General features: G+C 71.1%; 13 protein-coding genes. All 13 read right to left on the bottom strand.

The window, feature by feature from the left end; genetic code table 11:
• Positions 1–177 precede the first annotated feature (177 nt).
• Entirely contained in the window at positions 178–828 is a 651-nt protein-coding gene (locus tag ACWGDX_RS32270; protein WP_453631337.1) for an arsenate reductase/protein-tyrosine-phosphatase family protein, read from the bottom strand.
• Positions 825–1472, bottom strand: a complete 648-nt coding sequence (locus ACWGDX_RS32265; protein WP_453631335.1) for an L-threonylcarbamoyladenylate synthase — start codon at positions 1470–1472, stop codon at positions 825–827. The genes ACWGDX_RS32270 and ACWGDX_RS32265 overlap by 4 nt, the downstream gene beginning before the upstream one ends.
• Before the next feature lie 133 nt (positions 1473–1605).
• Positions 1606–2487, bottom strand: coding sequence for a peptide chain release factor N(5)-glutamine methyltransferase (prmC, locus tag ACWGDX_RS32260; RefSeq protein WP_363084517.1), 882 nt, complete (start codon positions 2485–2487; stop codon positions 1606–1608).
• Between the two features lie 48 nt (positions 2488–2535).
• The gene (gene prfA / locus ACWGDX_RS32255; protein WP_453631333.1) at positions 2536–3615 is read right to left on the bottom strand and encodes a peptide chain release factor 1; all 1080 of its coding nucleotides are present in this window, start codon (positions 3613–3615) and stop codon (positions 2536–2538) included.
• 97 nt (positions 3616–3712) lie between these two features.
• Positions 3713–3937 (bottom strand): 50S ribosomal protein L31, encoded by a 225-nt coding sequence (gene rpmE, locus ACWGDX_RS32250; RefSeq protein ID WP_453631331.1) that lies wholly within the window; start codon positions 3935–3937, stop codon positions 3713–3715.
• A gap of 164 nt (positions 3938–4101) precedes the next feature.
• Positions 4102–5223, bottom strand: a complete 1122-nt coding sequence (locus ACWGDX_RS32245) for an LCP family protein (RefSeq protein ID WP_453631329.1) — start codon at positions 5221–5223, stop codon at positions 4102–4104.
• A gap of 347 nt (positions 5224–5570) precedes the next feature.
• On the bottom strand, positions 5571–7616 hold the full coding sequence (gene rho, locus ACWGDX_RS32240; RefSeq protein WP_453631327.1) for a transcription termination factor Rho: 2046 nt from the start codon (positions 7614–7616) through the stop codon (positions 5571–5573).
• A gap of 386 nt (positions 7617–8002) precedes the next feature.
• Positions 8003–8920: a homoserine kinase gene (gene thrB, locus ACWGDX_RS32235; protein ID WP_453631325.1), complete on the bottom strand. Its 918-nt coding sequence runs from the start codon at positions 8918–8920 to the stop codon at positions 8003–8005.
• 325 nt (positions 8921–9245) lie between these two features.
• A complete protein-coding gene (gene thrC / locus ACWGDX_RS32230; RefSeq protein WP_453631323.1) occupies positions 9246–10328 on the bottom strand; it encodes a threonine synthase in 1083 nt (360 codons plus the stop codon).
• A 7-nt stretch (positions 10329–10335) separates the two neighbouring features.
• Positions 10336–11637: a homoserine dehydrogenase gene (locus ACWGDX_RS32225; RefSeq protein ID WP_363084611.1), complete on the bottom strand. Its 1302-nt coding sequence runs from the start codon at positions 11635–11637 to the stop codon at positions 10336–10338.
• Positions 11638–11744: 107 nt separating this feature from the next.
• Positions 11745–13139: a diaminopimelate decarboxylase gene (lysA, locus tag ACWGDX_RS32220; RefSeq protein WP_363084612.1), complete on the bottom strand. Its 1395-nt coding sequence runs from the start codon at positions 13137–13139 to the stop codon at positions 11745–11747.
• A 168-nt stretch (positions 13140–13307) separates the two neighbouring features.
• Positions 13308–14393: an ArgS-related anticodon-binding protein NrtL gene (gene nrtL / locus ACWGDX_RS32215; protein WP_453631320.1), complete on the bottom strand. Its 1086-nt coding sequence runs from the start codon at positions 14391–14393 to the stop codon at positions 13308–13310.
• 96 nt (positions 14394–14489) lie between these two features.
• Positions 14490–14936, bottom strand: coding sequence for a response regulator (locus tag ACWGDX_RS32210; protein ID WP_453631318.1), 447 nt, complete (start codon positions 14934–14936; stop codon positions 14490–14492).
• Positions 14937–15110: the final 174 nt, after the last annotated feature.

Here is a 15110-nt window from a genome sequence, read left to right as displayed (position 1 = left end):
CGGCCCCGCACGGCCGCCGGCGAGTGAGCCGAAGGGCGCGCCGCTGTCGAAAGGGAGAGCGCGCGCAGGTCCGTGAGGAACGAGCGGACCGAGCACGGTCGACCGTCGACAGTGGCATAAAGCGCCCGGAGGCGAACCGAGCCCCAAAAAGAAGGTGCCCGGAGGCGAACCGAGCCCCTAAAAATCAGACGGGACGCCCGTCAGGGCTGTGACGACCGGTTCCAGTGCCTGGTGGATCTCCTCGCCGATCGAGCGGAAAAAAGTGATCGGCGCCCCGTACGGGTCGTAGACCTCGTCCGCCTCCGCCGTCGGGGCCAGCAGCCACCCCCGCAGCGCCGCCGCCGCGCGGACCAGGGCGCGGGCGCGTTCGACCACGCCCTCGTCGACCGCGTCGGGCAGTGTCGCCGGGTCTATGGCCCGTACCAGCCGGGTGAACTCCTTGAGCGTGAAGGTGCGCAGACCCGCGGAGTGGCCCATGGAGATCACCTGGGCGCGGTGGTCGCGGGTCGCGGTGAGCACCAGATCGGCGCGGATCACATGCTCGTCGAGCAGTTCGCGGCCGACGAAGCCGGACGCGTCCGCGCCGAAGTCGGCCAGTACGGCCTCGGCGTTGGCCTCCATGGGCGCGCCCTCGTGTCCCCAGGTGCCGGCGCTCTCCACGATCAGGCCGCCGGTGAGCCGTTCGCCGAGGCGGACGGTCAGGGCATGCCTGGTCAGCCGCTCGGTGATCGGCGAGCGGCAGACGTTGCCGGTACTGACGTGGAGGATGCGGAAGGTGTTGCCGGTGTGTGCGGTCTCCGCTATGCCACGCCCCTCAGGGGCGGTCAATTGGCCACCTCGAGGTCGGGTACCACCTTGCGCAGTTCCTCGGCGTCGAGGGCGCCGGCCCGCAGCAGTACCGGGACCGGGCCGGTGACATCGACGATCGAGGAGGGCACGATGCCGGGCGTGGGGCCGCCGTCGAGATAGACCGAGACGGAGTCCCCGAGCATCTCCTGTGCCGCGTCGCAGTCCTCGGGGGACGGGTGTCCCGTGAGATTGGCGCTGGAGACCGCCATCGGGCCGACCTCGGTGAGCAGTTCGATGGCGACGGGGTGCAGCGGCATCCGGATCGCCACGGTGCCGCGGGTGTCGCCCAAGTCCCACTGGAGGGACGGCTGGTGCTTGGCGACCAGGGTGAGCGCGCCGGGCCAGAACGCGTCGACCAGTTCCCACGCCTGTTCGGAGAACTCGGTGACGAGGCCGTGCAGGGTGTTCGGGGAGCCGATCAGCACGGGTGTGGGCATATTGCGTCCGCGGCCCTTGGCGTCCAGCAGATCGGCGACACCCTCGGAGCTGAAGGCGTCCGCCCCGATCCCGTACACGGTGTCGGTGGGCAGCACGACCAGCTCACCACGGCGTACGGCCGACGCGGCCTCACGCAGACCCGTCGAGCGGTCGGTCGCGTCGTTGCAGTCGTATCGCCGTGCCATCAGCCTGACTCCCTATTTTTTGAGGCTCGGTTCGCCTCCGGGGCGCTCTCCGCCACCGTCGACGGTCGATCGTGCTCGGGGCGGGCGCTCACCCGAAAGGCACGGGGCGGGGCGAGGAGGTGTGCCGGGGTCGTCACGGCAGTGCCTTGCGCGCCGTGGCGAAGCGGGGCCGCTTGTTGAGGTCGGGGTGGTCCGCGGCGTCCGCCCAGCCGGACTCCTCGCTGAAGATCCACGGGACCTGTCCGCCCTGGGTGTCCGCGTGTTCGACGACGACCAGACCGCCCGGCCGCAGCAGCCGGTGGGCGGTGCGCTCGATGCCCCGGATCGTGTCGAGTCCGTCCTCACCGGAGAAGAGCGCCATCTCGGGGTCGTGGTCGCGGGCCTCGGGGGCGACGTACTCCCATTCGGTGAGCGGGATGTACGGCGGGTTGGAGATCACCAGGTCGACCTGGCCGTCGAGTTCGGGAAGGGCCGTCAGGGCGTTCCCCTGGTGCACGGTGACCCGGGACCCGTCGGCGTTCTTCCGCGTCCAGGTGAGGGCGTCCTCGGACAGTTCCACGGCGTGCACCCGGGAACGCGGCACCTCCTGTGCCATGGCGAGCGCGATCGCGCCGGAGCCCGAGCACAGATCGACGATCAGGGGCTCGACCACGTCCATCGCCCGTACGGCGTCTATGGCCCAGCCGACGACCGACTCGGTCTCCGGGCGCGGTACGAACACCCCGGGCCCGACCTGGAGTTCCAGATAGCGGAAGAAGGCCCGGCCGGTGATGTGCTGGAGCGGCTCCCTGGCCTCGCGGCGGGCCACCGCCTCCCAGTAACGGGCGTCGAAGTCCGCGTCCTTGACGCGGTGCAGTTCTCCCCGCTTGACGCCGTGCACATACGCGGCCAGTTCCTCCGCGTCGAAGCGCGGTGAGGGTACGCCCGCGTCGGCCAGCCGCTGGGTGGCCTGTGCCACCTCCGCGAGCAGCACGGAGCGGGGGTGCGGGGGTCGCCCCCCGGGGGGTAGCTGCACGCTGGTCCTCCGGGCTGGAGTCGTACGGTCGTTTACGCGGGTGCTTGCTTACTGCGCGGCCGCGAGCTTCGCGGCCGAATCGGCGTCGACACAGGCCTGGATGACGGCGTCCAGTTCTCCGTCGAGCACTTGGTCCAAGTTGTACGCCTTGAATCCGACACGGTGGTCCGAGATCCGGTTTTCCGGGAAGTTGTACGTACGGATCTTCTCGGACCGGTCGACGGTACGGACCTGGCTGCGCCGCGCGTCGGCGGCCTCCCTCTCCGCCTCCTCCTGCGCGGCGGCGAGCAGCCGCGACCGCAGGATACGCAAGGCCTGCTCCTTGTTCTGGAGCTGGCTCTTCTCGTTCTGGCAGGAGGCGACCACACCGGTGGGCAGATGGGTGATGCGGACGGCGGAGTCCGTGGTGTTGACGGACTGGCCGCCGGGCCCCGAGGAGCGGTAGACGTCGATCCGCAGATCGTTGGGGTTGACCTCGACGTCGATCTCCTCGGCCTCGGGTGTGACCAGCACACCGGCGGCGGAGGTGTGGATACGGCCCTGCGACTCGGTCGCGGGCACACGCTGCACACGGTGCACGCCGCCCTCGTACTTCAGCCGGGCCCAGACGCCCTGTCCGGGCTCGGTGGCGCCGTTGCCGCCCTTGGTCTTCACCGCGACCTGGACGTCCTTGTAGCCGCCCAGCTCGGACTCGGTGGCGTCGATGATCTCGGTCTTCCAGCCGACGCGCTCCGCGTAGCGCAGATACATCCGCAGCAGATCACCGGCGAAGAGCGCGGACTCGTCGCCGCCCGCACCGGCCTTGACCTCCAGGATGACGTCCTTGTCGTCGCTGGGGTCGCGCGGTACGAGCAGCAGCCTGAGCCGTTCGGTCAGTTCCTCGCGCTGCTTCTCCAGCTCCTTCACCTCCGCGGCGAAGTCGGGATCGTCGGCCGCGAACTCGCGGGCGGTGACGATGTCCTCACCGGTCTGCTTCCAGGAGCGGTACGTGCCGACGATCGGGGTCAGCTCGGCATAGCGCTTGTTGAGCTTGCGTGCGTTCGCCTGGTCCGCGTGGACCGACGGGTCGGCGAGCTTCTTCTCCAGATCGGCGTGCTCGCCGATCAGTTCCTCGACCGCCTCGAACATCGGGTGCTCCTGGGTTCGTACGAAGGTGCTTCGGGACGCCAAAGCGCCGGTCTCGGCACCCCGGAACGGGGCACCGAGAACCGGCGCAGATGGCTCGCTACTTCTTGGCGGCGGCGGCGGCCTTGCCGAAGCGGGCCTCGAAGCGGGCCACACGCCCACCGGTGTCGAGGATCTTCTGCTTGCCCGTGTAGAACGGGTGGCACTCGGAGCAGAGGTCCGCACGGATGGTGCCGGACTCGATGGTGCTCCGGGTGGTGAACGACGCGCCGCAGGTGCAGCTCACCTGGGTCTCGACGTACGCGGGGTGGATGTCGCGCTTCAAGGGGTTCTCCTAGTTCTGGAGGGCACCGGGTCGTACACGCGGATTGCTCGTACGTGAACCGGGGCCGACGTACCAGTCTGCCAGGACCGGCCGTATCTCCCAAAACCGGGGGTCGGCCGGAGGTATTCCTGGGGCGGGCGCGCGGGGGCGCGCGCCGGAGGGGCTCAGTCGCCGACGACCGTGCCGGCCGCCTCGCCGGGGTCGCCCGCGGAGTCCTTCGTCGCGGAGGCGGGGATCGGTTTGTCCTGTTTGAGGGCCGTCCAGACCTGCTGGACACCGGCCGGGATGGGCAGGACACGGTTCGGGTCGGCGGGGTCGTAGGTCACCGGGAGCGTGATCATCCGCAGATTCCGGGTGTCGATCCCCTTGAGGCCGCCGGCGAAGCCGATCAGCGCCTCGACGGAATCGAGCCGGGAGTCGGGGGTGATCGCCCGGGTGGCGGTGTCGGCGAGGTCGTAGAGCTTCTTCGGGCTGCTGAACAGACCGATGCGTCCGACCTGCTCGATCAGCGCCTTGACGAAAGCCTGCTGGAGCTCGATACGGCCCAGGTCACTGCCGTCGCCGACGCTCTTGCGGGTCCGTACGAGACCGAGGGCCTGCTCCCCGTCGAGGGTGTGGGTGCCGGGCGCCAGGGTCAGATGGCTCCTGGCGTCGTCGATCGGCCGGGTGGTGGTGATCCGCACACCCCCCAGCTCGTCGACGAGCCGCTTGAAGCCGGTGAAGTCGACCTCGATGTAGTGGTCCATCCGGATCCCGGACATGGTCTCGACGGTCTTGACCGCGCAGGCGGCGCCGCCGACCTCGTACGCGGTGTTGAACATGGCGAGCCGCTCGCCGGGGACGGTGCCCCCGCCGGGTCCCGCGCAGTCGGGGCGGTCGATCAGGGTGTCGCGCGGTACGGAGACGACACTGGCCTTCCTGTGGCCCGGGTAGACATGGATGATCATGGCCGTGTCGGAGCGGGCACCGCCGCCGTCGTCGCCGTACACGGCGTTGGCGCCGGCGCGGGAGTCGGAGCCGAGGACCAGGATGTCCTCGGAGCCGTTGTCGACATCGGCGGGGCGGTCCCGGCCCAGGATGCGGTCGATGTCGATGCCTCTGAGATTGCCGTCGAGCTTGACATAGACATAGCCCAGTCCCGACCCGCCGAGCAGGACCAGAACGGCGGCCGACCACGCGACGACGGCGGTCGCCCTGCGGCGGCGCCTGCCGCCGCCCCTGGCCCCCCGGCGTCCGCGACGGCCGGGTATTCGGCCGCTGCTCCGGCTGCTGCTCCCGTCGGTCATGGTCTCCCTCCGTCCGTGGTGCCGGTCCCGCCGCCTCCTGTCCTCGGTGATGAGGCGCGCCCTGTCGCCACATATCCAGTCAGTCAAACATCAAGGCGGGAGCACGGCACCCCGTGAGCGGGCCACGGCCGCCCGCCGGGCTCCACCCCACCGGGGGATCCGGTACGGGGCCGTCAGCGGGCCGCTGACGGTCTTCCCGAGGCGTACGGGGCTCGCGGCCTACGGGTCCGTACGGGTCGCGTACGCCGGGCCCGTCGCTGTCGCGCCGGGCCTCGTGGGCCGGGACGCGGAACCGCCCCGGCGCACGGGGCGCCGGGGCGGTTCGGTGGGACAGCGAGCGGACCGGATCAGTCGTTGCCGTTGCCCGGACCGGGCGTCGTCTTCTGGATCTGGAGCAGGAACTCCGCGTTCGACTTCGTCTGCTTCATCTTGTCCAGGAGCAGCTCGATCGCCTGCTGCTGGTCGAGGGCGTGCAGCACCCGGCGCAGCTTCCAGACGACGGCCAGTTCCTCGCCGCCGAGCAGGATCTCTTCCTTACGGGTGCTGGACGCGTCCACGTCCACCGCCGGGAAGATGCGCTTGTCGGAGAGCTTCCGGTCGAGCTTCAGCTCCATGTTGCCGGTGCCCTTGAACTCCTCGAAGATCACCTCGTCCATGCGCGAGCCGGTCTCGACCAGCGCGGTGGCCAGGATGGTCAGCGAACCGCCGTCCTCGATGTTGCGCGCGGCACCGAAGAAGCGCTTCGGCGGGTAGAGCGCGGTCGAGTCGACACCACCGGACAGGATGCGTCCGGAGGCGGGCGCGGCGAGGTTGTACGCACGGCCCAGACGGGTGATGGAGTCCAGCAGGACGACCACGTCGTGGCCCAGCTCGACCAGGCGCTTGGCGCGCTCGATGGCCAGCTCGGCGACGGTGGTGTGGTCCTCGGCCGGGCGGTCGAAGGTCGAGGAGATGACCTCGCCCTTGACCGACCGCTGCATGTCGGTGACCTCCTCCGGGCGCTCGTCCACGAGGACGACCATGAGGTGGCATTCGGGGCTGTTGACCGTGATCGCGTTGGCGATGGCCTGGAGGATCATGGTCTTGCCGGTCTTCGGCGGGGCCACGATCAGACCGCGCTGGCCCTTGCCGATGGGGGCGACCAGATCGATGATACGGGTGGTCAGCACACCCGGGTCGGTCTCCAGACGGAGCCTGTCCTGCGGGTAGAGCGGGGTCAGCTTCTGGAACTCCGGGCGGCCGCGGCCGGTTTCGGGCGCCATGCCGTTGACGGAGTCGAGGCGCACCAGCGCGTTGAACTTCTCGCGGCGCTCGCCCTCCTTGGGCTGGCGCACGGCACCGGTGACATGGTCGCCCTTGCGCAGTCCGTTCTTGCGGACCTGGGCGAGCGAGACGTACACGTCGTTCGGGCCCGGCAGATAGCCGGAGGTCCTGATGAACGCGTAGTTGTCGAGGATGTCGAGGATGCCCGCGACGGGGATCAGCACATCGTCGTCGGCGACCTGCGGCTCACCGGGACCGAACTCGTCACGGCCGCGGCGGCCACGGCGGTCGCGGTACCGGCCGCGCCGGCCGCGCCGGCCGCCCGCCTCGTCGTCGAAGTCGTCCTGGGGGCCGGTGTTCTGGCCGCCGCCGCGGTTGTCCCGCTGCTGGCGCTGGCCGGCGCTCTGGCCGGCGCTCGGGCCGGCCTGGCCGCCCTGCTGTTCATCGGTCTTGCCCCGGCGGTCGCGCTGCCGGTCGCGGCGGTCACCGCGGTCACGGTCACCGCGCTCGCCCCGCTGGCCGCGGTCCTGGCGCTCGCCGCGCCGGCCGTCGGCGTCGGTCTGCGCCGCTCCCGCTCCGGAGGCGCCGACGGCGGCCTCGGCCCTGCTGTCCGGCTGCGCCTCGGCCTTGACGTCGGCCGGGGCCTCCGCCGTGGTCTCCGGGCTGCCCGCCTGCGCGGTGGCCCGGCGGCGGCGGCGCTCGCCCACGGGCTGGTCGTCACTGGCGGGCTGGCCGGGAATGTCGATCTGCTGCGGGGCCACGGCCTTCTCGGCCTCGCCCGCGCTCTCCCCGGCGGCCGCGGCCTCACCCGTACGGGCCTTGGAGGTGGCGCGCCGCTTCGGCTTGGCCTCGGCTTCGGCGCTGTCCGCTTCGGCGGTCTTGGGCGCGGACGGGCCGCCGGCCTGCGCCTCCTTGATGACCTCGATCAGCTGGCTCTTACGCATCCGCGCGGTGCCCCTGATACCGAGGCCGGACGCGACCTGCTGCAGCTCGGCCAGGACCATGCCCTCAAGGCCGGTGCCGGAGCGGCGGCGCCGTGCGGTGGTGCCAGTGGCAGCACCTGCGGCGGGCGCGGTGGCGTCGACACTGTTGTCGGCAGTCACGCCCATCAGATCGGTGGTGTCGCTCACGAAGGGTCCTTCCCTGGAGCGGACGTCGGCCTTCTGGCTCGGCGACCGGTTGTGCTGTCCGACGGCGGTCCCATCCTGTGGACCGTGCCGGGGCGGTGGTCCCGCCGGGTACGGCGGAGAAATACGCATACGTGCAAATGGGTCCGGCCCGAGGTCCCCCTGCTGGCCCTCCGCTAGGAAAAACGGGGGGTGTCGTGCCGGTTCCGGTGCGTGCTCAAAACTGCTCAGGCAGGCTGCTCAGGCAGTTGGGGAGGCTCCCGGAAGAAGGTTGGCCCCGAAACGGGACACGAAGCACCGCGCCGCAAAGACGTCGGTTGCAGACTTGAGGTTAACACTACCGGCTCCAACAAACATTCCCCCTCTCACTCACCGGCAATCTTGTGCGACTAAGAGCCGAGCGGCAGTACGCTCGCGCCCCCGGCGTCGAGGGAGAGCCGGTTGGCCGCCCACCCCTCGCCCGCCAGCCGTGCGACCTTGTCGGCCGCACCGTCCTCGACCAGCGCGAGCACCGTGGGGCCCGCGCCGGAGATGACCGCGGGGACGCCGTCCGCGCGCAGTCGGTTGACCAGGGCGATGCTCTGCGGCATCGCCGGGGTCCGGTAGTCCTGGTGGAGCCGGTCCTCGGTGGCCGGGAACAGCAGCTCGGGGCGCCTGGTCAGCGCCTCGACGAGCAGGGCCGCGCGGCCGGCGTTGACGGCGGCGTCCACATGGGGAACCGTACGCGGCAGCAGGCCGCGGGCGGTCTCCGTGAGCACCGGACTGTCGGGGACGAAAACCACCGGAACGATGGAACCGGCGGGATCCATCCTGATGGCGCGCGCCGCTCCCCCGTCCATCCAGGCCAGCGTGAATCCGCCGTACAGACAGGCCGCGACATTGTCGGGGTGGCCCTCGATCTCGGTGGCCAGCTCCAGCAGCGCCGCGTCGTCGAATCTGGCGTCCCCGCCTATGGTCACGGCGCGGGCGGCCACGATCCCGGCGCAGATCGCCGCCGAGGAGGAGCCCAGACCCCGGCCGTGCGGGATGCGGTTGGCGCAGACGACCTCCAGTCCGCGCGGCTGCCCGCCGAGCAGGTCGAAGGCCGTGCGCAGGGAGCGTACGAGCAGGTGGTTCTCGTCCCTGGGCAGCGTTTCGGCGCCCTCACCCGCGATGTCGACATGGAGGCCGGAGTCGGCGACGCGGACGACCACGTCGTCGTAGAGCCCCAGCGACAGACCCAGGGCGTCGAAGCCCGGACCGAGATTGGCGCTGGTGGCGGGGGTGCGCACCCGTACGGCGGCGGCGCGGAACGCGGGACCGGCCATCGCTCTGACGACTCTCCTTGTGACGGCGTGACTGCGTGCTGGGGACTGTGCTGACTATGACGGTGGTGTGGGGCGACTGCGAGATGTTCGAGGACATGCGGAACGCCCGGGGGCCACGGGGGCGACAACACCGCGGCATATGCGGCGGGGCGGGTGGGGTACAGCGTATCGAAGGAAGGTTGTATGGCGACATAGGGCGCACAGGAGGCGCACGATGCGTGTCGCGTCTCTCCTGTGCGCCTTTGTCGGTCTTGCCGTCCTTGGGCGGCGACCGGGGCGTGTCCGGGGCGTGGTCCCGGCGCGCGGTCCCGGTGTGATTCCCGTGTCAGTTCAGGCCGAGGCGCTGTGCGGCGACGGTCGCGTCGACCGGCACGGTCACCGGCTGGGGCGCTCCCGCGACCGCCCAGTCCGGGTCCTTGAGGCCGTTGCCCGTGACGGTGCAGACGACGCGCTGCCCGGGGTCGACCTTGCCCTCCTCGGCGGCCTTGAGCAGACCGGCCACGGAGGCGGCCGAGGCGGGCTCCACGAAGACGCCCTCCTGGGCGGCCAACAGCCGGTAGGCGGACAGGATCTGCCGGTCCGTCACCTCGTCGATGAAGCCGCCGGACTCGTCGCGCGCGGCCAGCGCGTACCGCCAGGACGCGGGGTTGCCGATCCGGATCGCGGTGGCGACGGTGTGCGGGTCCTTGACGACCTCACCGCGCACGATGGGCGCGGAGCCGGAGGCCTGGAAGCCCCACATACGCGGGGTACGGGCCGCCATGCCGTCGGCGGCGTACTCGGTGTAGCCCTTCCAGTACGCCGTGATGTTGCCGGCGTTGCCGACGGGCAGCACATGGATGTCCGGGGCGTCGCCGAGCGCGTCCACGATCTCGAACGCGGCGGTCTTCTGGCCCTCGATCCGTACCGGATTGACCGAATTGACCAGTGCCACCGGGTAGTTGTCGGAGAGCGAGCGCGCCAGCGTCAGACAGTCGTCGAAGTTGCCGTCGACCTGGAGGATCTTCGCACCGTGGACCAGCGCCTGGCCCATCTTGCCGAGGGCGATCTTGCCCCGGGGCACCAGTACGGCGCAGACCATGCCGGCCCGTACCGCGTAGGCGGCGGCCGAGGCCGAGGTGTTTCCGGTGGAGGCGCAGATGACCGCCTGGGCGCCCTCCTCCTTGGCCCGGGTGATGGCCATGGTCATGCCACGGTCCTTGAAGGATCCGGTGGGGTTGGCACCCTCGACCTTGAGATGAACGTCACACCCCGTCCGCTCGGACAGCACCTGCGCCGGGACGAGCGGCGTGCCCCCCTCACGGAGTGTGATGACCCGCGTCGTGTCCGTCACCGGGAGGCGGTCCCGGTACTCCTCGATGATGCCGCGCCACTGGTGGGTGCCGCGCTGGGTGCCGATGCTGGTCATGGGTCCCTTACTCCCCTTCAACACGCATGATGCTGGCGACACCGCGCACGGTGTCGAGCTTGCGCAGCGCCTCGACGGTCCCGGAGAGGGCGGCGTCGGGCGCGCGGTGGGTGACGACGACGAGGGAGGCCTCGCCGTCGCCGTCCTGTCGGCCTTTCTGGCGCACGGTGTCGATCGATACGCCGTGCTCGGCGAAGACCGTGGCGACCTGGGCGAGTACACCCGGTTTGTCGGCCACGTCGAGGCTGATGTGGTAGCGCGTCACGACCTCGCCCATACCGCTCACGGGAAGCCGGGTGTACGCGGACTCCCCCGGGCCCGTGGCGCCGCTCAGCCGGTTGCGGCAGACGGCGACCAGATCGCCCAGTACGGCGGAGGCGGTCGGTGAGCCGCCGGCGCCGGGGCCGTAGAACATGAGCTGCCCGGCCGCGTCGGCCTCGACGAAGACCGCGTTGTACGCCTCGCGCACGGAGGCCAGCGGATGGCTGAGCGGGATCATCGCCGGGTGGACACGGGCGGTGACGGACCGGCCGTCGGCGGCGCGCTCGCAGATGGCGAGGAGTTTGACCGTACAGCCCATCTGTTTCGCGGAGGCGAGATCGGCGGAGGTGACCTCGGTGATCCCCTCGCGGTGCACGTCGTCCAGCCGGACCCGGGTGTGGAAGGCGATCCCGGCGAGGATGGCGGCCTTGGCGGCGGCGTCGAAGCCCTCGACGTCCGCGGTCGGGTCGGCCTCGGCGTAACCGAGCGCGGTGGCCTCGTCCAGCGCCTCCGAGTAGCCGGAGCCCGCGGTGTCCATCCGGTCCAGGATGAAGTTGGTCGTGCCGTTGACGATGCCGAGGACGCGGTTGACCTTGTCCCCGGCGAGGGACTCGCGCAGCGGCCGGATCAGCGGTATGGCACCGGCGACGGCCGCCTCGAAGTACAGGTCCCTGCCGTGCCGCTCGGCGGCCTCGTAGAGGGTCGTACCGTCCTCGGCCAGCAGCGCCTTGTTGGCGGAGACGACGGAGGCGCCGTGCTCGAACGCGGTGGTGATCAGCGTACGGGCGGGCTCGATCCCGCCGATGACCTCCACCACCACGTCTATGTCACCGCGCTTGACCAGGGCGGTGGCATCGGTGGTGATCAGGGCGGGGTCGATGCCCTGACGGACCTTGGAGGGCCGCCGGACGGCGACTCCGGCCAGCTCCACCGGGGCGCCGATCCGGGCCGTGAGGTCGTCGGCGTGCGTCGTCATGATGCGCGCCACCTCTGAGCCGACCACGCCACAGCCCAGCAGTGCCACCTTCAGCGGACGCGTACGCATCATCCACCTACGCCTTTCATCCATCACGGCTTTTTCAAGCGGGAACCCGAACCAGTCTCACTCACTGGACGGGGGTTTCTGTCCCCCGTCCAGATTGCGAGACATGTATTTCACTCTCCGATGTCGAGACGCAGAAGATCTTCCTCCGTCTCACGCCGGACGATCACCCGGGCCCCGCCGTCCTTGACGGCGACCACGGGCGGCCGGAGCGCGTGGTTGTAGTTGCTCGCCATCGAGCGGCAGTACGCGCCGGTGGCGGGCACGGCGATCAGGTCCCCGGGCGCCAGGTCGGCGGGCAGGAACGCGTCCCGTACGACGATGTCGCCGCTCTCGCAGTGCTTGCCGACCACGCGTGTCAGCATCGCCTCGGCGTCGGAGCGGCGCGAGACGAGCGCCACGCTGTACTCGGCGTCGTAGAGGGCGGTACGGATGTTGTCGGACATGCCGCCGTCCACACTGACATAGGTGCGCAGTCCTTCGAGCGGCTTGATGGTGCCGACCTCGTAGAGCGTGAAGGCCGTGGGCCCGACGATCGCGCGGCCCGGCTCGACGGAGATACGCGGGGTGCGGAGCCCGGCGGACTCACACTCCCGGGTGACGATGTCGCTGAGCGCCTTGGCGATCTCGTGCGGCTCGCGCGGATCGTCCTCGGAGGTGTACGCGATGCCGAGGCCGCCGCCGAGGTCGATCTCGGGCAGTTCCACCCCGTGCTCGTCGCGCACCTGGGCGAGCAGCTGCACCACACGGCGGGCGGAGACCTCGAAGCCCGCCATGTCGAAGATCTGCGAGCCGATGTGCGAGTGGATACCGATCAGTTCGAGACCGTCGAGCGTGAGCGCCCTTCTGACGGCCTCGGCGGCCTGCCCGCCGGCCAGCGCGATACCGAACTTCTGGTCCTCGTGGGCGGTGGCGATGAACTCGTGCGTATGGGCCTCGACGCCCACGGTGACCCGGATCTGCACCCGCTGGCGGGTACCGAGGCGCTGGGCAGCGTGCGCGACCTGGACGATCTCCTGGAAGGAGTCGAGGACGATACGGCCGACACCGGCCGAGACGGCGCGCTCGATCTCCTGGAGGGACTTGTTGTTGCCGTGGAAGGCGATGCGCTCGGCAGGCATTCCGGCGGCGAGCGCGGTGGCGAGTTCACCGCCGGAGCACACGTCGAGATTGAGCCCCTCCTCGTTCAGCCAGCGGACCACGGCCCGGGACAGGAACGCCTTGCCCGCGTAGAACACGTCCGCGTCACCGCCGAAGGCGTCGGACCAGGCGCGGCAGCGGGCGCGGAAGTCGGCCTCGTCGAGGATGTACGCCGGGGTGCCGAACTCCTCGGCCAGCCGGGTCACCTCGATGCCCGCGACGGTGGCGACGCCGTCCTCGTTCCTGCGGACCGTACGCGACCAGACCTTCTCGTCGAGAACGTTCAGATCGGCGGCCGGGGCGGTGTAGTGCCCTTCGGGGAGTACATCCGCGTGGCGGGGGCCTGCGGGGTGTGCGGAACGGCTCATCTCGTGGCTCTCTTGGCTCTCTCAGAGGTGTTCGTGTGCGGTGTTCGTGTGTGTGCGGTGTTCGTACGCGCTGTTCGGGGGATTCGGTGTGTGCGGCGCGGCCGTGCCGTACGAAGCCGCGCCGTACGAAGGCGGGCCCCGGACAGAGGGCGGGCCCCGGACAGGCGGTCAGAGGTGTTCTGGCGCATCGATGCCGAGCAGGGACAGGCCGCCGGCCAGCACGGCCCCAGCGGCTTCGGCGAGCGCGGTCCTGGAGCGGTGGGCGGCCGAGGGTTTCTCGTCGCCGATCGGCAGCGGACGACAGCTCTCCTGGAAGCACAGGAACGCTTCCGCGGTGAGTTCGAGATGGCGGGCGAGCCGGTCGGGCGCGCGCAGCCGGGCGGCGGCTTCGAGGACGGCGGGGTGGTCGCCGAGGGCGGTGAACAGGGCGGAGGTGGCGGTGGCCTGGGCGGGGGTCGTCCGGGCGGGGGGCTCGGCCGGCGGGATTCCCGGGGTGTCCTCGGTGTACCGGTCCGGGGCGGGCGTCACACCGAGCTGGGCGGCGTTGCGGACGACCGCGCGGGTACGGGCGTGGGCGTACCGCACCCGGAACAGGGCGTTGCTCTCGCGCTGCACGAGGAGGTCCGGGCCCGTGTACGGACGGTCGTGGGCGGCGGGCCGCAGCAGCGCCCAGTGGGCGGCGTCGCGCCCGAGCCGGACGAAGAGAGCGTCGGGGCCGGTGTCCGCGTGGGGGCCGGGGCCGGGGCCGAGGTCGGCGGGTACGAGCGCCGGTCGCTCCACGGCGCCCGGTACGACGGCCGCCTCGGCGCCCTGGCCGCGGAGCAGCCGTACGACGGTGTCGGTCCAGACCCGGGCGCGGACGTCGGCGGCGGGCGGGGGCGCGAAGGCCACGGCCGTACCGGCGAGCGCCTCGCCGTATCCGTACCGGGCGGGGTCGCGGAGGATCGTACGGATCAGTTCGGCCCGGCTGTCCCGGCCGAGTGTGAAGTTCAGAAAGCCGGGTCCGGTGATCTCGACCCGTGCGATGCCCCGGGTGGTGTCGACGCGGCCGCGCAGGATCTCGGCGATCTCACGGGGCGGCCGGCCGGCCGGGCCCGCGAGCCGCAGCGCGACATTGGAGGCGTAGTCCCCCCGGCCACCGGGGCGGGAGCGCTCGACGGTGACCTGTTCGGGTACGGGCCCCGGCAGGACGTCGTCCTCGACCGCGCGGCACACGGCGTGCCGCACGGTCCGGGAGAGTTCTGCGGGGGTCACGGCACCAGCGTAGGGGAGGAGGGGGGCCACTTCGCGAACCGGTTTCGCGATGCGGGCACCGGGGGCGCTCACCGGGGGTCGGCCTGTCCGTCGCCGTCAGCCCCGGGCGCTTCCCGCGTGGCCCGCGCCGTGTCTGCCGTCGAGGTCGAGCGGGGGCGGGGGCGGGGCGTCCCGGCGGGTCAGCCGCCGTACGAGACGGACCAGCTCGGACGGTTCGAAGGGCTTGGCCAGAAAGGCGTCCACCCCGGCGGCGATCCCGGACTCCACCTCGTACTGCGTACAGGCGCTGATGATCGCTATCGGCAGCCGGCTCGTCCTCGGGTCCGCGCGCAGCCGCGCGGCGGTGCGTGGCCCGTCCAGGCGCGGCATCACCACATCGAGGGTGACGACATCGGGCATGACCTCGTGCACCACGTCCAGGCACTCGGCACCATCGGCCGCGGTCACGACCTCGAAACCCTCCAGTTCGAGATTGACCCTGATCAACTGCCGGATGACCCTGTTGTCGTCCACGACAAGCACCCGACCGGACGCGCCTGACACATGTCGAGAGTAGGTCGGACTCCGTGGCCGCGTCCGGGTTTTACCGACTTCCGCTCCGGGCGGAGCGGGGCGGGCCGCCTAAAGGGCCTCTCGTTTGGATCTTGCTGGGCTCGCGTGCCCTGGCACCGCGCCTCGCCGCGTTGTCGTCGGTCGCCTACGCTCCGCGTGGGCTCC

It is taken from the genome of Streptomyces sp. NPDC055025 (assembly GCF_053608565.1).
Note: the sequence above shows the minus strand (reverse complement) of the source record. Positions and strands in the feature narration are given on the sequence as shown.